Origin of the sequence: Streptomyces sp. NK15101 (assembly GCF_020400725.1) — a bacterium.
Classification (GTDB): domain Bacteria; phylum Actinomycetota; class Actinomycetes; order Streptomycetales; family Streptomycetaceae; genus Streptomyces.
This window is the reverse complement of the sequence record NZ_JAINVG010000024.1, coordinates 74,991-94,012: the sequence shown is the minus strand read 5'-3', so window position 1 is coordinate 94,012 and position 19,022 is coordinate 74,991. Positions and strand designations below refer to the sequence as shown.

17 protein-coding genes and 1 riboswitch are annotated in these 19,022 nt (G+C 74.9%); of the genes, 8 read left to right on the top strand and 9 right to left on the bottom strand.

What is annotated here, in order from left to right:
* Positions 1–3: 3 nt before the first annotated feature.
* A complete protein-coding gene (cbiE, locus tag K7G60_RS15795; RefSeq protein WP_225801541.1) occupies positions 4–1,233 on the top strand; it encodes a precorrin-6y C5,15-methyltransferase (decarboxylating) subunit CbiE in 1,230 nt (409 codons plus the stop codon).
* Entirely contained in the window at positions 1,230–1,979 is a 750-nt protein-coding gene (gene cobM, locus K7G60_RS15790) for a precorrin-4 C(11)-methyltransferase (protein WP_225801537.1), read from the top strand. Before cbiE ends, cobM begins: the two co-directional genes overlap by 4 nt.
* Before the next feature lie 24 nt (positions 1,980–2,003).
* Here cobM and K7G60_RS39400 read toward each other — a convergent pair whose 3' ends face one another.
* Entirely contained in the window at positions 2,004–2,078 is a 75-nt protein-coding gene (locus K7G60_RS39400) for a 50S ribosomal protein bL37 (protein WP_099895366.1), read from the bottom strand.
* Positions 2,079–2,177: 99 nt separating this feature from the next.
* Between K7G60_RS39400 and K7G60_RS15785 the strand changes: the two genes are divergently transcribed.
* Positions 2,178–2,855 carry a hypothetical protein gene (locus tag K7G60_RS15785; protein ID WP_225801536.1) on the top strand — a complete coding sequence of 226 codons (678 nt, stop codon included), beginning with the start codon at positions 2,178–2,180 and terminating at the stop codon, positions 2,853–2,855.
* On the opposite strand, the gene K7G60_RS15780 is transcribed toward K7G60_RS15785, so the two are convergent.
* A complete protein-coding gene (locus K7G60_RS15780; RefSeq protein ID WP_225801535.1) occupies positions 2,840–3,403 on the bottom strand; it encodes a GNAT family N-acetyltransferase in 564 nt (187 codons plus the stop codon). The two genes, K7G60_RS15785 and K7G60_RS15780, sit on opposite strands and share 16 nt — an antisense overlap.
* 59 nt (positions 3,404–3,462) lie before the next feature.
* Positions 3,463–4,581: a cobalt-precorrin-5B (C(1))-methyltransferase gene (locus tag K7G60_RS15775; RefSeq protein WP_225801534.1), complete on the bottom strand. Its 1,119-nt coding sequence runs from the start codon at positions 4,579–4,581 to the stop codon at positions 3,463–3,465.
* A 12-nt stretch (positions 4,582–4,593) separates the two neighbouring features.
* Here K7G60_RS15775 and K7G60_RS15770 point away from each other — a divergent pair, with 12 nt between their 5' ends.
* Positions 4,594–5,316, top strand: coding sequence for a cobalt-precorrin-6A reductase (locus K7G60_RS15770; protein ID WP_225801533.1), 723 nt, complete (start codon positions 4,594–4,596; stop codon positions 5,314–5,316).
* Between the two features lie 9 nt (positions 5,317–5,325).
* Here K7G60_RS15770 and K7G60_RS38865 read toward each other — a convergent pair whose 3' ends face one another.
* From K7G60_RS38865 to K7G60_RS15750, 4 genes are all read right to left on the bottom strand, one after another.
* The gene (locus K7G60_RS38865) at positions 5,326–6,744 is read right to left on the bottom strand and encodes a fibronectin type III domain-containing protein (RefSeq protein ID WP_263985938.1); all 1,419 of its coding nucleotides are present in this window, start codon (positions 6,742–6,744) and stop codon (positions 5,326–5,328) included.
* Positions 6,745–6,851: 107 nt separating this feature from the next.
* Positions 6,852–8,342 carry a precorrin-2 C(20)-methyltransferase gene (locus K7G60_RS15760; RefSeq protein WP_225801532.1) on the bottom strand — a complete coding sequence of 497 codons (1,491 nt, stop codon included), beginning with the start codon at positions 8,340–8,342 and terminating at the stop codon, positions 6,852–6,854.
* Positions 8,339–8,992: a precorrin-8X methylmutase gene (locus K7G60_RS15755; RefSeq protein WP_225801531.1), complete on the bottom strand. Its 654-nt coding sequence runs from the start codon at positions 8,990–8,992 to the stop codon at positions 8,339–8,341. The genes K7G60_RS15760 and K7G60_RS15755 overlap by 4 nt, the downstream gene beginning before the upstream one ends.
* Positions 8,989–10,218 (bottom strand): cobalamin biosynthesis protein CobG, encoded by a 1,230-nt coding sequence (locus K7G60_RS15750; protein WP_225801540.1) that lies wholly within the window; start codon positions 10,216–10,218, stop codon positions 8,989–8,991. Before K7G60_RS15750 ends, K7G60_RS15755 begins: the two co-directional genes overlap by 4 nt.
* A 75-nt stretch (positions 10,219–10,293) precedes the next feature.
* Positions 10,294–10,434: riboswitch (cobalamin riboswitch) on the top strand.
* A 38-nt stretch (positions 10,435–10,472) separates the two neighbouring features.
* On the opposite strand from K7G60_RS15750, the gene cobN reads away from it, so the two are divergent.
* Positions 10,473–14,072 (top strand): cobaltochelatase subunit CobN, encoded by a 3,600-nt coding sequence (gene cobN, locus K7G60_RS15745; RefSeq protein WP_225801530.1) that lies wholly within the window; start codon positions 10,473–10,475, stop codon positions 14,070–14,072.
* 68 nt (positions 14,073–14,140) lie between these two features.
* On the opposite strand, the gene K7G60_RS15740 is transcribed toward cobN, so the two are convergent.
* Positions 14,141–15,865, bottom strand: coding sequence for an ABC-F family ATP-binding cassette domain-containing protein (locus K7G60_RS15740; protein WP_225801529.1), 1,725 nt, complete (start codon positions 15,863–15,865; stop codon positions 14,141–14,143).
* A gap of 133 nt (positions 15,866–15,998) precedes the next feature.
* On the bottom strand, positions 15,999–16,346 hold the full coding sequence (locus K7G60_RS15735) for a DoxX family protein (protein ID WP_225801528.1): 348 nt from the start codon (positions 16,344–16,346) through the stop codon (positions 15,999–16,001).
* A gap of 92 nt (positions 16,347–16,438) precedes the next feature.
* Here K7G60_RS15735 and K7G60_RS15730 point away from each other — a divergent pair, with 92 nt between their 5' ends.
* The 3 genes from K7G60_RS15730 to K7G60_RS15720 all read left to right on the top strand — a co-directional run bounded on the left by K7G60_RS15730 (position 16,439) and on the right by K7G60_RS15720 (position 19,022).
* Positions 16,439–16,879: a MarR family winged helix-turn-helix transcriptional regulator gene (locus K7G60_RS15730; protein WP_225801527.1), complete on the top strand. Its 441-nt coding sequence runs from the start codon at positions 16,439–16,441 to the stop codon at positions 16,877–16,879.
* A gap of 101 nt (positions 16,880–16,980) precedes the next feature.
* Positions 16,981–17,850, top strand: a complete 870-nt coding sequence (locus tag K7G60_RS15725; RefSeq protein WP_225801526.1) for an alpha/beta fold hydrolase — start codon at positions 16,981–16,983, stop codon at positions 17,848–17,850.
* Positions 17,851–18,062: 212 nt separating this feature from the next.
* Positions 18,063–19,022: a DUF1648 domain-containing protein gene (locus K7G60_RS15720; RefSeq protein ID WP_225801525.1), complete on the top strand. Its 960-nt coding sequence runs from the start codon at positions 18,063–18,065 to the stop codon at positions 19,020–19,022.

Below are 19,022 nucleotides of genomic sequence, written 5' to 3'. Positions count from 1 at the left end.
CCGCTGGGGGGGGCGGCCGGGGGGCGCCGCCCGCGCGCGGGCGCGGGGGGGGGGGGCCCCCCGGAGCCCGCCCGCCGCGCCCTGCGCGCCGCCGAGGTCCTGCTCGGCGCCCCCCGCCAGCTCGGCCTCCTCCCGGAGGACGACTGCCCCGGCGAGCGGATCGCCTGGCCCTCCCCCCTCCGCCCCGCCGTCCCCGGACTGCTCGCCGCCCACGAGGGCCGCGCCGTCGCCGTCCTCGCCAGCGGCGACCCCTCCTTCTACGGCATCGCCCGCACCCTCGCGGAGACCACCGGCCCCGACCGCCTCCGCATCCACCCCCACCCGTCCTCCGTCTCGTACGCCTGCGCCCGGCTCGGCTGGCCCCTCGAAGCCGTCGAGACCCTCTCCGTCGTCGCCAGGCCGCTCGCCGCGCTCTCCGCCGCCCTGCACGAGGGCCGCCGCCTGCTCGTGCTCAGCGAAGGCGCCGACACGGCCGCGCGGGTCGCGGAACTGCTGCGCACCACCGGCTGGGGCGGCACCCGCATCCGCGTCCTCGAACAGCTCGGCGGCCCCGCCGAGCGGCTCCTCGACGGGACCGCCGCCGACTGGCCGCACGGGCGCACCGACCCCCTCAACGTCCTCGCCCTCGACTGCGCCCGCGACCCGGGCGTCCTCCGGCTCGGCGCCGTGCCCGGACTCCCCGACGAGGCGTACGAGCACGACGGCCAGCTCACCAAGCGGTACGTGCGCGCCGCCACCCTCGCCGCCCTCGCCCCCGCCCCCGGCGAACTCCTCTGGGACGTCGGCGGCGGCTCCGGCTCCATCGGCGTCGAATGGATGCGGACCCACCGCTCCTGCCGGGCGATCGCCGTCGAGAAGTCCCCCGAACGGGCCGCCCGCATCACCCGCAACGCCGACGCCCTCGGCGTACCGGGCCTGCGCGTCGTCACCGGCCCCGCCCCCGCCTCCCTCACCGGCCTGCCCACCCCCGACGCGGTCTTCATCGGCGGCGGCCTCACCGCCCCCGGCCTGCTCGACACCTGCTGGGAGGCCCTACCGCCCGGCGGCCGGCTCGTCGCCAACACCGTGACGCTGGAGTCCGAGGCGCTGCTCGCCCGGTGGTACGGCCGCCACGGCGGCGAACTGATCCGGCTCGCCGTCTCCACCGCCGTGCCCGTGGGCGGCTTCACCGGCTGGCGCCAGGCCATGCCCGTCACCCAGTGGTCCGTAACGAAGGGTTCAACAGAGCAATGACCGTCTACTTCATCGGCGCGGGCCCCGGCGCGGCCGACCTGATCACCGTGCGCGGCGCGCGGACCCTCGCCGGGTGCGGGGTCTGCCTCTACGCCGGCTCCCTCGTCCCCACCGAGCTGCTCGCCGAGTGCCCGCCGGACGCGAAGCTCGTCGACACGGCGAAGATGGACCTCGACCAGATCGTCGCCGAGATCACCGCCGCCCACGAGGCCGGCCTGGACGTGGCCCGGCTGCACTCCGGCGACCCGTCGGTCTTCAGCGCCATGGCCGAGCAGATGCGCCGCCTGGACGCGGCCGGCATCCCGTACGAGGTCGTGCCCGGCGTCCCGGCCTTCGCGGCGGCCGCGGCGGCGCTGAAGCGGGAGCTGACGGTCCCGACCGTCGGCCAGACGGTGATCCTCACCCGCATCGCCCAGCAGGCCACGCCGATGCCGGAGGGCGAGGACCTGGAGACCCTGGGCCGCAGCGGCGCCCTGCTGGTCCTCCACCTCGGCGCCCGCTACGTCGACCGGATCGTCGCCGAGCTCGTCCCCCACTACGGCGCCGACTGCCCGGCCGCCGTCGTCGCGATGGCCAGCCGCCCGGACGAGGTGGTCCTGCGGGGCACCCTGGAGGACATCGCGGAGCAGGTGAAGGCGGCGGGCATCACCAGGACGGCCGTCATCATCGTGGGCCGCACGCTGGCGGCGTCGGAGTTCCGCGACAGCCACCTGTACGACCCGGCGCGGGACCGCCACGCCTGCTGACGGTCCCGACCGCGGTCCGGCGCCTCAGGCGTTGGGCCGCTTGCCGTGGTTCGCCTTCTTCTTCTTGCGGGCCCGCTTCTTGTTGCCGCGCTTCGCCATGGGACTCCCTCTCGCTCGGGGAACGGGGAACTCTGCCGTGGCCAGCCTAGGAGCGGGGCCGGAGTGCCGCATGTCGGTGCCACGGTCTTGAATGGTCCCGTGACCGTCTACGACGTGGCCCGGGCGCTGCCGGGCATCGAGGAACTGCGCGACCACTCACGGGGACTCGCGATGCTGGACGCCGTCCTGAGCCCGGAGTGGGAGAGCCGGTACTACTCCTTCGACGCGCACTGGTCGGAGACCGAGCAGCTGGCGTCGATGAAGGACGGATCGGGCGACGAGTACACGATCGTCCTCTCCCCGGCGGGGGCGTTCGCGCGCGTCTTCGACCACGAGTCGCCGCTGAGCCCCTTCGGGCCGCTCGCGGACGGGCGGACCTGGCCCGGGGTGCTCGACGGGGTCCCCGAGGCCTTCCGGGAGTACCTGACGGAGCCGGCGTTCACGGACGAGGACGGGGTGCACGTGACCACCGCCTGTCTGTGGCGCGGGACCACGGACACGGAGTGGCGGACGGGCCCGGTCGAGTTCCCGGACCTGGACGGCCGCGAGGACCCGGACGGCTCCGTCCGCCTCCTCCGCCTGCTGACGGACCGCTCGGCGGAGGCGTACGCCGAGTGGGCCTCGGACTACTACGAGACCCGGGTCGACGTCGAAGCCGTCCGCCACGTCCTGGCCCTGCGGCCCCTGACCCCGGAGCTCGTGGCGGCCCTCAACCCCGAGGTGACCCTCGCCGACCTGGCCGAGGACATCGCGGAGATCGGCTACCCGACCGTCTGACGGGCCCCGCCCCACTCCGGCGCGATCACCGACATCACCGTCGCGTCCACCCGCTCCCCCTCCCAGAGGAGTGCGCCCCGCAGGACGCCCTCCGCCCGGAAGCCGGCCTTCTCGTAGGCGCGGCGGGCGCGGGGGTTGAAGGCGTAGACCTCCAGCCGGATCCGGTAGAGGCCGAGCGCCTCGAAGCCGTGGCCGACGACCAGGCGGGTCGCCTCCGAGCCGAGGCCCCGGCCGACGGCGTCCGGGACGAAGGCGATCCGGAAGGCGCAGCTCTCGTTGTCCGGGTCCCATTCGCTGAGGACGGCCTCGCCGACGACCCGGCCGGTCGCCCGCTCGACCACGGCGAGGTCGAGCCGGTCGTCCCGCGCGCCGCGCGAGCCGTACCACCGCACCAGGGCCGCCTCGTCGAAGGACGTGTGGCTGCCGGTGAGCCGGGTGACCTCCGGGTCCTCGAACAGCGGCAGCAGCGCGGGCACGTCCGCTTCGGTGACGGGGCGCAGGACCACGCGGTCGCCGGTGAGGGTGGGCTTGTGCGAGAAGTCGGTCATCCCGGGATTCTCGGCGGCCGCCGCACGGCCTGTCGCGCGCATATGAGGACCCGGCCAGCTCAGGGCCCGGCCGGCGCCGACCGCCCCACCACGGCCCCCGCCCGGTCGATGCAGATCACGTCCACCGTGACCGGGGCGCCCCGCAGGACCGCGAGGGACTCGTCGCGGGCGCGGGCGGCGACGAGGTCGCCCAGGGGCACGCCCGCGGCCTCGCAGAGGCGGAGGGCGGCGAGGCCCGTGTTGGCGGCCGTGATCTCGGCGGCGAGGGCCTCGGAGGCGCCGCCCGTGCGGGCGAGCTCGGCGAGGAACCCCTTGTCGACCTGCGAGCGGGCCGAGTGGAGGTCCAGGTGTCCCGCGGCCAGCTTGGAGAGCTTGGCGAAGCCGCCGCAGATCGTGAGCCGGTCGACGGGGTGGCGGCGGATGTACTTGAGGACGGCGCCCGCGAAGTCGCCCATGTCGAGGAGCGCGATCTCCGGCAGGTCGTATATCCCGGTGACGGTCCGCTCGGAGGTGGAGCCGGTGCAGCCGGCGACGTGGGTGAGGCCGCCGGCGCGGGCCACGTCGACGCCCCGGCGGATGGAGTCGATCCAGGCGGAGCAGGAGTACGGGACGACGACGCCGGTCGTGCCGAGGATCGACAGGCCGCCGAGGATGCCGATGCGGGGGTTCCAGGTGGAGCGGGCGATCTCGGCGCCGTTGTCGACGGAGACGGTGATCTCGACGTCGCCGGGAGCGCCGTGCGCGGCGGCGACGGCGGCGACGTGCTCGCGCATCAGCTGCCGGGGCACGGGGTTGATCGCGGGTTCGCCGACCTCCAGGGGGAGGCCCGGCAGGGTGACGGTGCCGACGCCGGGGCCCGCGCGGAAGACGACGCCGGAGCCGGGCGGCAGGAGCCGCACCGTCGAGCGGATCACGGCGCCGTGGGTGACGTCCGGGTCGTCGCCCGCGTCCTTGACCACGGCGGCCATGGCGGCACCGGCCGTCAGGGACTCCGCGGTCAGCGCGAAGGACGGCGTCTGGCCCTTCGGGAGCGTGATCGTCACCGGGTCCGGGAAGTCGCCGGTGAGCAGCGCGGTGTACGCGGCGGTGGTCGCCGCCGTCGCACAGGCACCGGTCGTCCATCCCGGGCGGAGGCCGGTGTGCTTGAGTTGGGCCTCACGCCCGCCGCCTGAAGTCACGAAGGGGCTCCTGTGCACGTACTCATTCTCGGCGGGACCACCGAGGCCCGCGCCCTCGCCGGACTGCTGCACGGCCGGGTCCGGGTCACCAGTTCCCTCGCGGGCCGGGTGGCGAGCCCCCGGCTGCCGGTGGGCGAGGTCCGGATCGGCGGGTTCGGGGGCGTCGAGGGTCTCGTGGAGTGGACGGCGGGGCACGCCGTGGACGCGGTCATCGACGCCACCCATCCCTTCGCCGAGCGGATCAGCTTCAACGCGGCCCGGGCGGCCGCCACCGCCCATGTTCCCCTGCTGGCCCTGCGCCGCCCGGGCTGGGTCCCCGTCGACGGCGACGACTGGCACCCGGTCGCGTCCCTGGAGGAGGCGGCCGGGGCCCTGGACGGCCTGGGCGACCGGGTGTTCCTGACGACCGGCCGCATGGGCCTGGCGGCCTTCGCCGCCTGCCCGCAGTGGTTCCTGGTCCGCTCGGTGGACGCCCCGGACGCCCCGATGCCGGCCCGCACCGAGGTCCTCCTCGACCGGGGCCCCTTCACGCTGGACGGCGAGCGGGAGATCCTGGCCCGCCGGCGGATCGACGTGGTGGTGACGAAGGACAGCGGCGGCGCGGCGACCTCACCGAAACTGACGGCGGCCCGCGAGGCGGGCCTTCCGGTCGTGGTCGTCCGCCGCCCCCCGGTCCCGGAGGGCGTCCCGGTGGCGGCGACCCCGGAGGAGGCCGCCGCCTGGGTGCTGCGGTAGCGGTGGGTGCTACTCGGTTTCGGGCGTGCCGAGTTCGGTGATCTCGACCCAGTTCAGGTTCGGGTCGTCGAAGTAGATCTGGTTGTTCGCGGTGTCGATGGCGACCACGCCGTAGAGCACGTGCTCGCCGTCCGCCGCGCTTTCGTGGAGGTAGGACGAGGCGATGGACGTCAGGTACTCGACGCGGTGGGCGACCCAGACGAGGTTGCCGTCGCCGTCGTCCATCTGCACGGCCTTGTAGATCTCGTACAGCTTGACGTCGGGCTCGGTGTTCGGCGTCCATTCCAGGAGTACGCCGTCCTCGCGCGGGGTCGCCTTGAGGCCGGCGACCGGGGCGGGGGCCGTGTAGTCGTCGTGCGTGGCGGTGACGGCGGTGCGGGCCGAGGTGTTGCCGGCGGCGTCGACGGCCGAGACCCAGTACGTGTAGCCGGTCCGCTCGGCGGCGGCGGCGTCCTTCCAGGTGGTGGCGGTGACGCCGGTCGCGACCTGGGCGACGGGGTCGGCGGTGCCGGTGCGCTGCCGGTGCACGGTGTACTTCACGGCGCCCGTGACCGGCTGCCAGGCCAGGACGACGCCGGTGGCGCCGTCGGTGGCGGTGACGCCCGCCGGGGCGGCGGTCGGGGTCCGGTCGACCGAAACGACGGTGAGGTCGGCGGAGCCGGCGGACTCGTTGCCGGCCTTGTCGACGGCGCGGACCTCGTAGAGGTGGGTCTGGCCGGTCGGCGGCGGGTAGTTCACGTACGAGGCGGACGTGACGAGCGCGGTGGCGCTGCTGATCTTCGTCCAGGTGGTGGAGGTGCTCGGCCGCCGGTAGACGCGGTAGCCGGCGAGGTCCATCTCCTTGTTGGGCGCCCACTTCAGGGTGGCCTTGTTCAGGGTCCTGTCGTACGCGACGGTCGCGCCGGTCGGCGCGAGCGGGCGGACCTTGTCGAGGGTGGCCGAAGTGACGGGCCCGTAGGCGAACTTGACGTTCGCCGTGCCCGTCCACGCCGCGTAGTCGACGCGGAGGGTGTGCCGGCCGGACGGGACCGTGAGGTTGACCGTCTTCTTCTGGGTGGTGGTGACGTTCTTCCAGAGGTCGATCTTCCGGACGCCGTCGAGGTAGACGCGGATGCCGTCCTGGGTCTCGGCGGCGAAGGAGAAGGGGCCGCCGGAGCCGAAGTCCCGGGTCACCGACCAGCGGACGGAGAAGTTGTCCTTGGGGAGGGTGACGCCGGCCGGGTCGCCGAGGCCGTAGTTCTCGGCGATGGCGCTGTCGCAGGCGGTCAGCTTCGGGGTGCCGGTGAGGGTGGCGTTGGCGTAGTACTCCGCCTTCCACAGGGGGGAGGCGCAGGTGACGGCCGCTGCGGCCGGGGTGGCGGTGAGCAGACCGCCGGAGGCGGCGAGGGCGGCCGTCGTGGCCAGCGCGCTCAGCCGGGTGCGAGTCATCACAGGGAGAGGGCCCTTTCCGGACCTGGGTGAAGCATGTGAAACGGGGGAACGCCTGTGTGACTCGTGAGGTGGGTGCGGGGTTGCCCCCGCACCCACCTCCGATTTCAGCCGTAGCGCCGCGGCGTCCACGTGATCGTGCGGCCGTCGCCCCGTTCGACCGCGCGCGTCTGCGAGGAGCCGATCAGGAGGAGGGTGCGCATGTCGACCTCCGACGGGTCCAGGGTCTTCAGGGTGAGGACCCGGACCGACTGCTCCGGGCCGCCGACGTCACGGGCGACGACCACCGGCGTCTCGGGGGCGCGGAGTTCGAGGAGGAGGTCGCGGGCGGCGGCCACCTGGTGGGTGCGGGACCTGGAGCCCGGGTTGTAGAGGGCGATGACCAGGTCGGCGCCCGCGGCCGCGCGGAGGCGGGCCTCGATGACGTCCCAGGGCTTGAGGCGGTCGGAGAGGGAGATCGTGGCGTAGTCGTGGCCCAGGGGGGCGCCGGCCGCGGCGGCGGCCGCGTTGGCCGCGGTCACCCCCGGGAGGACCCGTACGGGCACGTCCGCGTACCGCGGTTCGCAGGCGACCTCCAGGACCGCCGTCGCCATGGCGAAGACGCCCGGGTCGCCGCCGGAGACGACCGCGACCTTCCGGCCGCGCCGGGCCAGGTCGAGGGCGAACTCGGCGCGCTCGGACTCGACCTTGTTGTCGGAGCCGTGCCGGATCTGCCCGGGGCGCAGCACCGGCACCCGGTCGAGGTAGGTGGTGTAGCCGACGAGGACGTCGGCGTTGACGAGCGCGCCGCGCGACTCGGGGGTGAGCCAGGGTGCCCCGGCCGGTCCGGTGCCGACGACGGTGACCTCGCCCGCCTCCCGTACGGGGGGCTCCTGGTCGATGCGGGAGGGCAGGACGGCCACCGAGAAGTACGGGACGGACTCCGGGTCCACGTCCGTCAGCTTCTCCGTGCGCTCGCCCGTCATGAACGCCCGCTCCACGTAGCGCGCGTCGTCGAGCCGCCCGGCCCGCTCCAGGGCCCGCTTCACGGTGGGGAAGGTGCGGCCGAGCTTCATGACGACCGCCGAGTCGGTGCCCGCGAGGCGGGCCGTCAGCTCGTCCTCCGGCAGGGTGCCGGGGATGATCGTGAGGACCTCCTCCGCCTCGCACAGCGGCTCGCCGAGCCGGGCGGCGGCGGCGCTCACCGAGGTGACGCCGGGGATGACGGTCGTGTCGTAGCGGTCGGCGAGCCGCTTGTGCATGTGCTGGTACGAGCCGTAGAAGAGCGGATCGCCCTCGGCGAGGACGGCGACGGTGCGGCCGGCGTCGAGGTGCGCGGCGAGGCGGGCCGAGGCCTCCTCGTAGAAGTCGTTCAGGGCGCCCCGGTAGCCGCCCGGGTGGTCCGTGGTCTCCACCGTGAGCGGGTACATCAGCCGCTCCTCGACGTGGTCCTCGCGGATGTGTTCGGCGGCGATGGAGCGGGCTATGGAGCGGCCGTGGCGGGCCGAGTGGTAGGCGATGACGTCGGCCTCGGCGATCGCCTTCACGGCGGCGACGGTCATCAGGTTCGGGTCGCCGGGGCCGAGGCCCACGCCGTAGAGCCTGCCGGTCGTGGTCATGCCTGGATCTCCGCTTCGTGGGCGAGGGCGTTGAGCGCGGCGGCCGTCATCGCGCTGCCGCCGCGCCGGCCCCGTACGACCAGGTATTCGAGGCCGAGGGTGTTCTCGGCGAGTGCGTCCTTCGACTCGGCGGCGCCGATGAAGCCGACCGGGATGCCGAGGACGGCGGCGGGCTTCCCCGCGCCCTTCGCGATCATCTCCAGGAGGTGGAAGAGGGCGGTCGGGGCGTTGCCGATGGCGACGACGGAGCCTTCGAGGCGGTCCCGCCACAGTTCGAGCGCGGCGGCGGAGCGTGTGGTGCCCAGCTCGGCGGCGAGGCCCGGCACGGCCGGGTCGGAGAGGGCGCAGAGCACCTCGTTGTCGGCGGGCAGCCGCTTGCGGGTGACGCCGCTGGCGACCATCTGGGCGTCGCAGAGGATGGGCGCGCCGGAGAACAGGGCCTCGCGGGCGTTCGCGACGACCCGCGGGGAGTAGGCGATGTCCTGCACGAGGTCGGTCATGCCGCAGGCGTGGATCATCCGGACCGCCACCTGGGCGACGTCGGCGGGCAGGCCCGCGAGGTCCGCCTCGGCGCGGATCGTGGCAAAGGACCGGCGGTAGATCTCCGTCCCGTCCTTCTCGTAGTCGAACATCCTGGTGCTCTCGCTCATCTCGTCGTGCGGGCCGTGGTCACTGCTTCGGGCAGGGAGGTACGGGGGGTGGGGACGCCGTCCACCAGGTAGGTGTCGTCGCCGGTGGCGAGGACGTCGACCCAGGTGCCGTGCGGGTGCCCGCAGCGGCGCTCGCACCCCGAGTAGTGGACGGGCAGGCCCCCGCGGCGGACGAGACCGGCGTCCGTCCGTACGTCGGCGAGGGACTTGGCGCAGCCGGGCCGCCCGGTGCAGGCGCTGACCCCGACCGAGGGCAGGTCGGGCCGGGTGACCAGGCCGTGGGCCTCCAGCTCGGGCAGCCGGTCGGCGGAGGTCCCGACGACGACCACCCCGCGCCAGGGCGTGAACCGCAGCTCGTCGGCCCCGTCGGCCAGGGCCCGCAGCCGCGCGGCGGTCAGCCGGCCGAGGGGGGCGAGGACGTGCAGGGCGCGTTCGCCGAGCGGGCCGGGTGCGGGCGGCGGGGACGCGGGAAGCGGCGGTACGGGTACGGGCTCCGCCGTGATCCCGGCCCGCGCGAGGGCCCCGGCCCAGTCGGGGACGTGCCCGGCGGGCAGCTCGCGCGGCCGCCAGGCCCCGGTCCCGGCGGCCTCGGCGGCGTCGAGGAACGCGAGGGCGGCGGCGAGGGCGGCCCGGACGGCGTCGGCGGCGGCGAGGCGGAGGAACCGGGAGCCGAGCCGCAGCAGGACGGATCCGTCCGCTCCTGCGATCAAGCTCACATCGCCGCCGAGTCCGGCGACGTCCCCGCGTCCGTCGTCGAGGAGGAACAGGAACCGCCCCGAAAGGGACGCGGCCCGGGGCTCGGCGCACAGCGCGGTGTCCAGCCCGCGCGCCCACAACTGCACGTCCGCGTGGCCGAGTCCGTCGAGTCCCGCGCCGGGCGAGGCCACGATGTTGCGGACGCGCTCGTGGGTGGGGGAGGGCAGCAGGCCCGCCCCGTCCAGGAGTTCCGCGAGCTCCGCCCCGCAGCCCTCGCCCAGACCGCGCAGCTCCGCGTTGCCGCGCGAGGTGATGCTGATCCGTCCGTCGCCGAGGGCCTCGGCGGCACGGGCCAGGACCTTGGCCTGACGCATCGTCAGGCGCCCGGCGGGCAGGCGCAGTCGGGCGAGGCGCCCGTCGTCGGCGGGGTGCAGGCGCAGCGCCCCGGGGCAGGCGTCGCCACGGTCCCGTATGCGAGCTTCGCCCGGTTCGGGCGTCGGGGGCGGGGTGGGCGGCATGGCGGCGAGCATACCCACGGGGAACCGGCTGACCACCGGGTGTGATCCGGCCGACTCCCCGGTTCCCTCCGGACCGGAGACGGCACGATCTAGGATGCAGATCGGCATGGGGTCCCAGGACCCCGGGGAGGAAGCCCGGTGAGAATCCGGCGCGGTCCCGCCACTGTGAGCCGCCCCGGTTCGTCCGGGGCGGTGAGTCAGGAACTCCTGCCGTCCACACGACCACCCGGGGCGCGGACAACCCCGAGGAAGGGCCTGAGCTCGCCATGCTCCTGCTGCTGTCGCACTCCGACACCGACCTGCTCAGCGCCCGTGCGGCCGGGGGGCCGGTGGAGTTCCGCTTCGCCAACCCCTCCCGGCTCCCGCTCGCCGACCTCCCCGCCCTCCTCGACGGCGTCGACCTGGTCGTCGTCCGCCTCCTCGGCGGCGTCCGCTCCTGGCAGGAGGGCCTGGACGCGGTCCGCGCCGCCGGGAAGCCGGTCGTCGTGCTCAGCGGCGAGCAGGCCCCCGACGCCCAGCTCATGGAGGCCTCCACCGTCCCCGTCGGCGTCGCCACCGAGGCCCACGCCTATCTGGCGCACGGCGGCCCCGGGAACCTGGAGCAGCTGGCCCGCTTCCTCTCCGACACCGTCCTGCTCACCGGCCACGGCTTCGAGGCCCCGGCCGCCGCCCCCACCTGGGGCCCCCTGGAGCGCACCGCCCGGAACGAGACCGGCCCGACCGTCGCCGTGCTCTACTACCGCGCCCACCACATGAGCGGGAACACCGCCTTCGTCGACGCCCTGTGCGGGGCGATCGAGGACGCCGGGGCCCGGGCCCTCCCGCTGTACGTGGCGTCCCTGCGCGCCCCCGAGGAGGAGCTGGTCTCCGTACTGCGGGGAGCCGACGCCATCGTCACCACCGTCCTCGCCGCCGGCGGCACCAAGCCCGCCGAGGCGCAGGCCGGCGGTGACGAGGAGGCCTGGGACGCGGGCGCGCTCGCCGCGCTCGACGTGCCGATCCTGCAGGCCCTGTGCCTGACCGGCTCGCGGTCCGCGTGGGAGGAGAACGACGAGGGCCTCTCCCCGCTGGACGCCGCCAGCCAGGTCGCCGTGCCCGAGTTCGACGGCCGCCTCATCACCGTCCCCTTCTCCTTCAAGGAGATCGACGAGGACGGCCTGCCCGCGTACGTCGCCGACGCCGAGCGCGCGGCCCGCGTCGCCGGGATCGCCGTCCGGCACGCCCGGCTCCGCCACATCCCGAACGCCGAGAAGAAGCTGGCGCTCGTCCTCTCCGCGTACCCGACGAAGCACTCCCGCATCGGCAATGCCGTCGGCCTCGACACCCCCGCCTCCGCCGTCGCCCTCCTGCGCCGCCTGATCGCCGAGGGCTACGACTTCGGGCCCGTCGAAGACCTCCCCGGCCTGGTCTCCGGCGACGGCGACGAGCTCATCTACGCCCTCATCGAGGCCGGCGGCCACGACCAGGACTGGCTGACCGAGGAGCAGCTCGCGAAGAACCCGGTCCGCATCCCGGCCGCCGACTACAAGCGCTGGTACGCCACCCTGCCCGCCGAGCTCCGCGAGCAGGTGGAGGAGCACTGGGGCCCCGCGCCCGGCGAGATGTTCCTCGACCGCTCCCGCAACCCGGAGGGCGACATCGTCCTCGCCGCCCTGCGGCGCGGGAACCTCCTGGTCCTCATCCAGCCGCCGCGCGGCTTCGGCGAGAACCCGATCGCGATCTACCACGACCCCGATCTCCCGCCGTCCCACCACTACCTGGCCGCCTACCGCTGGATCGCCGCCCGCACCGAGGACGGCGGCTTCGGCGCCGACGCCATGGTCCACCTCGGCAAGCACGGCAACCTGGAGTGGCTGCCCGGCAAGAACGCCGGCCTGTCCGCCGCCTGCGGCCCCGACGCGGCCCTCGGCGACATCCCGCTGATCTACCCGTTCCTCGTCAACGACCCGGGCGAGGGCACCCAGGCCAAGCGGCGCGTCCACGCCACCCTCGTCGACCACCTGGTGCCGCCGATGGCCCGCGCCGACTCGTACGGCGACATCGCGCGCCTGGAGCAGCTGCTCGACGAGTACTCCCAGATCTCCTCCATGGACCCGGCGAAGCTGCCCGCGATCCGCGCCCAGATCTGGACCCTGATCCAGGCCGCCAAGCTCGACCACGACCTGGGGCTCGAAGAGCGGCCCGAGGACGACGGCTTCGACGACTTCCTGCTGCACGTCGACGGCTGGCTGTGCGAGGTCAAGGACGCCCAGATCCGCGACGGCCTGCACGTCCTCGGCGGCGCGCCGGAGGGCGAGGCCCGGGTCAACCTGGTCCTGTCGATCCTCCGCGCCCGCCAGATCTGGGGCGGCACGCAGGCGCTGCCCGGTCTGCGCGAGGCCCTCGGCCTGGACGAGTCGGCGCCGACCCGCGCGAACGCCGACGCCGTCGAGGCGAAGGCCCGCGAGCTGGTCGAGGCGATGGAGGCCGCGGGCTGGGACGAGGCGGCGATCCCGGAGATCACCGACCAGTACGGTCACGACGTCCGCGAGGTGCTGTACTTCGCCGCCCGGCAGGTCGTGCCGCGCCTCGCCGCCACCACCGACGAGCTGGCCCACGCCGTGCACGCCCTGAACGGCGGCTTCGTCCCGGCCGGCCCGTCCGGCTCCCCGCTCCGGGGACTGGTCAACGTCCTGCCGACCGGCCGCAACTTCTACTCGGTCGACCCGAAGGCCGTGCCGTCGCGCCTCGCGTGGGAGACGGGCCAGGCGCTCGCCGACTCGCTCCTCACGCGCTACCGCGACGACAACGGCGAGTGGCCGGCCTCCGTCGGCCTCTCCCTCTGGGGCACCAGCGCGATGCGCACCGCCGGCGACGACGTCGCCGAGGCGCTCGCCCTGCTGGGCGTCCGCCCGCTGTGGGACGAGGCCTCCCGCCGGGTCAACGGCCTGGAGCCCATCCCGCTCGCCGAACTCGGCCGCCCGCGCATCGACGTGACGCTGCGCATCTCGGGCTTCTTCCGGGACGCTTTCCCGCACGTCATCGGGCTCCTCGACGACGCGGTACGGCTCGTCGCCGGGCTCGACGAGCCCGCTTCGGACAACCACGTCCGCGCCCACGCGCAGGCCGACCTCGCCGAGCACGGCGACGAGCGGCGCGCCACCACCCGCATCTTCGGCTCCCGCCCCGGCACGTACGGCGCGGGCATCCTCCAGCTGATCGACTCGCGCGACTGGCGCACGGACGCGGACCTCGCCGAGGTGTACACGGTGTGGGGCGGGTACGCGTACGGGCGTGGGCTCGAAGGCCGCCCGGCGCGCGCCGAGATGGAGACCGCGTACAAGCGGATCGCGGTCGCCGCGAAGAACACGGACACGCGCGAGCACGACATCGCCGACTCCGACGACTACTTCCAGTACCACGGCGGCATGGTCGCGACCGTCCGCGCGCTCACCGGCACCGCTCCCGAGGCGTACATCGGCGACTCCACCCGTCCGGAGACCGTCCGCACCCGGACCCTGGTCGAGGAGACCTCCCGCGTCTTCCGCGCCCGCGTGGTCAACCCGCGCTGGATCGAGGCGATGCGCCGCCACGGGTACAAGGGCGCGTTCGAACTGGCGGCGACCGTCGACTACCTCTTCGGGTACGACGCGACGACGGGTGTCGTCGCCGACTGGATGTACGACAAGCTCACGCAGGCGTACGTCCTCGACCCGGAGAACCAGGCCTTCCTCAAGGAGGCCAACCCCTGGGCCCTGCACGGCATCGCGGAACGCCTCCTGGAGGCCGAGTCGCGCGGCATGTGGGAGAAGCCGGACCCGGAGACGCTGGCGGCGCTGCGGCAGGTCTTCCTGGAGACGGAGGGCGACCTGGAGGGCGAGGAGTAGCCCCTGGACGGCGCCCCGGCCGCCCACCGCCCGTGTGGGCGCCGCACCCTGCTGGGCGGTGCCCCCGCCTACCCGCCGTGTGGGCTCGCGCCCGGCGGGTCGGTGCCCCGGCCCCGCCCGTGCGGGCAATCGTCCCGCGGGGCGGAACGACTGCCCACAACGGGCGGCGGGAGCAGTTCGAGGCGGCGGCCCCGGAAGCCGGAACGCAGACGGCGGTCGTGGCTGGCGATCACCAGCGTCCCCCGCCAGGCCGCCAGCGCGGCCTCCAGCTCCTCCACCAGGCCCGGCGCCAGGTGGTTGGTCGGCTCGTCCAGGAGCAGCAGGTCGGCCGGCTCGGTCACGAGCCGCGCCAGTTCGAGCCTGCGGCGCTGGCCGGCCGACAGCCGGTCCACCGGGACCGTCAGGTCCCGGGCGGCGAAGAGCCCGAGGGAGAGCAACTCCTCCGTGCGCTCCTCGCCGAAGGCCTCGCTCACCGTACGGGGGTCGGTGGGCGGGGCCATGTCCTGCCGGAGCAGGCCCACCCGGGCGGGTGTCCTCACCGTGCCGGCGTCCGGGGCGAGTTCGCCCGCGAGCACCTTCAGGAGGGTGGTCTTCCCGGCGCCGTTGGGGCCGGTCACGAGGAGCCGTTCGCCCGGCTCCAGGTGGAGGACGTCCAGGTGGAGCCGTCCGGCGACCCGCAGGCCGGTCAGGTCGACCGCCGCGCCCTCGCCCGCCAGGTCCGCGCGGAAGCGGAGCGGCTCGGGCGGTGGCGGTACGGGGTGCTCGGTGAGCCGGGCGAGCCGCTCGCGGGCGGCGCGGATCCTGCTCATCGCGCCGTGCGCCCGTGACCGGGCCCGGAAGGCGCCCGCCCCGCTGAACGCCGCCGGGGCCTTGCGGGGGATCGCCGAGAACCGGTCGATGTGCGTGTCGGCCAAGGCCCGGTGGCGGGCGAGCTCCTCCTTCCACTCCTCGTGCTCCCGCTGTCTGCGGGCCCGCTCGGCGGCGCGCCCGGCGAGGAAGCCGCGGTAGCCGTCGCCGTACCGCCGCACGGTGTGGCGGTCCTCGTCGACCTCCAGGACGGCGGTGGCGACGAGGTCGAGGAAGGCGCGGTCGTGCGAGACGGCGACGACCGTGCCCCGGTGGGTGCGCAGCCGTTCCTCCAGCCAGGCCACGGCCTCGTCGTCGAGGTCGTTCGTCGGCTCGTCGAGGAGCAGCAGTTCGGGGTCGGCGGCGAGGACGCCGGCGAGGGCGAGCCGGGACCGCTGTCCGCCGGAGAGCGTGCCGAGCGGCCGGTCCCGGTCGAGCGGGCCGGGCTCGCCGAGCCGCCGCAGGACGGTCTCGACGCGCCGGTCGGCCCCGGCGCCGCCCCGGGCCTCGTAGGCGGCGAGCAGTTCCGCGTACGCGGCGAGGGCGGCGTCCGGACCGGTGCCGGGGGAGGCGCCGGTTCCGGCGCGGCCGGTGGCGCCCGTGGCGGACAGTTCCGCCTCCGCCGTGCGGATCGCCCGCTCCAACTCCCGTATCTCCGCGAGGGCGTGGTCGACGGCGTCGCCGACGGTCGCGTCCGCGGGGAGGTCGAGGGTCTGGGCGAGGTGGCCGAGCCCGCCGGGGGCCTCGACGGTCACCGTGCCGTTGTCGGGGGACTCCAGGCCGGCGAGGAGCCGGAGGAGGGTGGACTTCCCCGAGCCGTTGTCGCCGACGACGCCGAGGCGTTCGCCGGGGCGGACGGTGAACGAGACGCGGTCGAGGACGGTCCGGCGGTGGACGTGCCGGTCGTCGTGCCGCCGGGTGACGTCGGTGAACCGGGCACGGAACAAGGGCGACCTCCTGCCGTCGGGGACACGGGCGCGAGACGCGGCGTCTCGTCTGGATGACGGTACGGCATGCCGGGAGGCCTGACAAGACGATACGTCTCGTCTTGACGGGAGGTGGCGGGTCGGCGGGGGACGGTCAGGCGGAGGCTATGCGCAGGACCAGGGCCGCCGTCGAGACCAGGGCGAGGACCGCCGCCGGCGCCAGCTCGAAGTCCTTCACGCGCAGGTGGGAGATGACGGCGCCGGCGAAGTAGAGCACCAGGCCCGCCGCGGCGGCCTCGCCGAGCGGCGGGACGAAGAGCCCCGCGAGCAGGCCGGCCGCGCCCGCCGCCTTCGCGGTCGCGAGCCACGGCAGCGCGCCCTCCGGGACGCCCACCTTGGTCATGCTGCCGACGACCTGCGGGTTCTTGGCGAAGGTCAGGAAGGCGGAGGCGGCGGACGCGAGGGCGAGCAGGCCCGCCACGACGACGTAGGCGATGAACATGGAAGGGCTCCAACGGTATGGGGACGAAAACCGTTGAAGCGTAACAATGATTTATCCCGCTCCACAATTGTGTTGTTGTTACGGTGGATGGCATGGCAGCTCTCCCGACCGATCGCCTCGGCTTCCTCCTCTCCTTCCGGGGGGAGCTCACCGGCGCGCGCATCCGCGCCGCCCTGGGCGTCGCCGGGCTGCACCCGCGCAACGCCATGACGCTGATGCAGCTCGCCCCCGGGGCCACGAGCCAGCGCGAACTCGCCGTCGCGATGGAGCTCGACCCCAGCCAACTGGTCGCGATCCTCAACGAGTTGGAGTCGGAAGGGCTCGCCGAGCGCCGCCGCGACCCGGCCGACCGGCGTCGTCACATCGTCGAGATCACCCCGGCCGGCACCGCCGCCCTCGAGCGCATCGACGAAGCCGTGCGCGAGGCCGAGCGGGAGCTCTTCGGCGATCTCACCGAGGCGGAACAGACCCTCCTGCGCGGTCTGTTGGACCGCGTCGTCGTGGACCCGGCCGTCCACGAATGCGGCGAGTAGTCGCCAGGAGGGAAGAAGAGCGGAAGAGGGGTCGTCCACGGCGATGACTTCCGGGGACGCGGAAGGTCCACCCCGTGACCGTTCCACCCCGGAGGAGAACCATGGCCGAGACCGACACCCGCACCCTGGAGACCGTCGGCGCGACCCTGCGCTACGACGTACGCCCCGGCACCGGGCCCGACGGACGCCCCCTGCTGCTGATCGGCTCTCCCATGGACGCGAGCGGCTTCACCACGCTCGCCTCCCGCTTCGCCGACCGGACCGTCGTGACGTACGACCCGCGCGGAGTGGGCCGCAGCGAGCGCACCGACGGCGCGGCGGAGACGCTCCCCGAGGAGCACGCCGACGACCTGGCCCGGCTGATCGAGGCGCTCGGCGCCGGCCCCGTGGACGTCTTCGCCAGCAGCGGCGGCGCCGTCAACGCCCTCGCCCTGGTGGCCCGCCGCGGCGACCTGGTGCACACCCTCGTCGCGCACGAGCCGCCGACCGCCCAGGTCGTCCCGGACCGGGAGGCGGCCCTCGGGGTCTGCGCCGACGTCCACGCCACGTACCTGCGGGAGGGCTGGGGGCCCGCGATGGCCAAGTTCCTCGTGCTGACCGGCCGACAGGGCGAGTTCCCGGCGGACTGGGCCGAGGAGCCCGCCCCCGACCCGGCCGCGTTCGGCCTGCCGGCCGAGGACGACGGCTCGCGCGGCGACCCGCTGCTCGGGCAGAACATGCGCGGCTGCACCTCCTACCGCCCCGACTTCACCGCCCTGCGCGCCGCGCCGACCCGGATCGTCGTCGCCGCCGGGAAGGAGTCCGAGGCCACGTTCGCCGCGCGCGCCGCCCTCGCCGTCGCCGAGGGGCTCGGCACCCCGCTCGCGGTCTTCCCGAGCCACCACGGAGGCTTCCTGGGCGGCGAGTTCGGCCAGCACGGCGCCCCGGCGGAGTTCGCCGAGGCCCTGCGCGCCGCCCTGGCCGACGGCTGAGGCCGCGGCTGCCTCCTCGCGAAGGACGCGGCTGCCTCTTCGCCGCGGCCGCCTCCACCGCCGTTGCCGCGTGGACGTTCCCCGGGCCCGGTTTCGGCGCCCGGCCCGGGTGGCGACCGCGTCGCGGATCGCCCGCATCTCGGCAAAAACTTGCATTGTTCTAGCGGGGTGCAAACAACTTGTTCTATGTTGATGCGAACAAGGGAGGTCTCATGAACCGTGCCACACCCCGTCTCCGCGTGCTCGCCGCGCTCCCCTTCGTGCTCGCCGTCGCCGTCCACCTGGGGCTCCTCGCCCTCCGGTACGACCGGCTGCCCGACACCCTCGCCACCCACTTCGGACCCGACGGCGGCCACGCCGACGGCTTCACCGGCCGCACCCCCTTCACCGCCGTCAGCACCGGCCTGCTCCTCGCGCTCGGCGCCGGCTGGACCCTCCTGGTCCGCCGCGGCTCCCTCTGGGGCGCCTGGGCGACCGCCGGCTTCACCGGCGCCCTGTTCGTCCTCCTCGTACGGGACAACCTGGACGCCACCGACCCGGCACGGGTCGAGTTCCCCCTCGCCGGCCTCCTGTTCGCGGCGGCGGCCGCCGCCCTCCTCGGCCTCGCGGGACGGGGCCTGACCCGGTTCGTCCCCCGCGACGAACCGGCAGCGGACCCCGGCCTGCCCGACGCCCCCCGCCTCCCGCTCGGCGCGAGCGAGGTCGCCGGCTGGACCCGCGCCACCGCCTCCCGGCCGCTCACCGCCCTCGCGGTGCTCGCCCTCGCCGCCACCCCGGTCGTCCTGCTCCTCGCGCCCTGGCCGGCCGCCCTCCTCGGCCTCCTCGGCCTCGTCATCGGCCTCCCGGGGCTCGCCCTCGCCCGGGTCAGGGTCACCGTCGACCGGCGCGGCGTCACCGTGCGCTCCGCGCTGGCCTCCCGGCCCCGCACCAGGATCCCGCTCGACGACGTCACGGGCGCGAGCGTCCGGGACCTCGACGCGGCGGCCGTCCTCGCCGAGTTCGGCGGCTGGGGGTACCGGGTCAGGGCCCACCGCACGGGCGTGATCGTCCGGAGCGGCGAGGCCCTCGTCGTACGGCGGTCCGGGGGCCGGGAGTTCGCGGTCACCGTGCCCGACGCGGGGACCGCCGCCGCCCTTCTCAACACGCTCGCCGAGCGGCATGGGAAGGTCTGA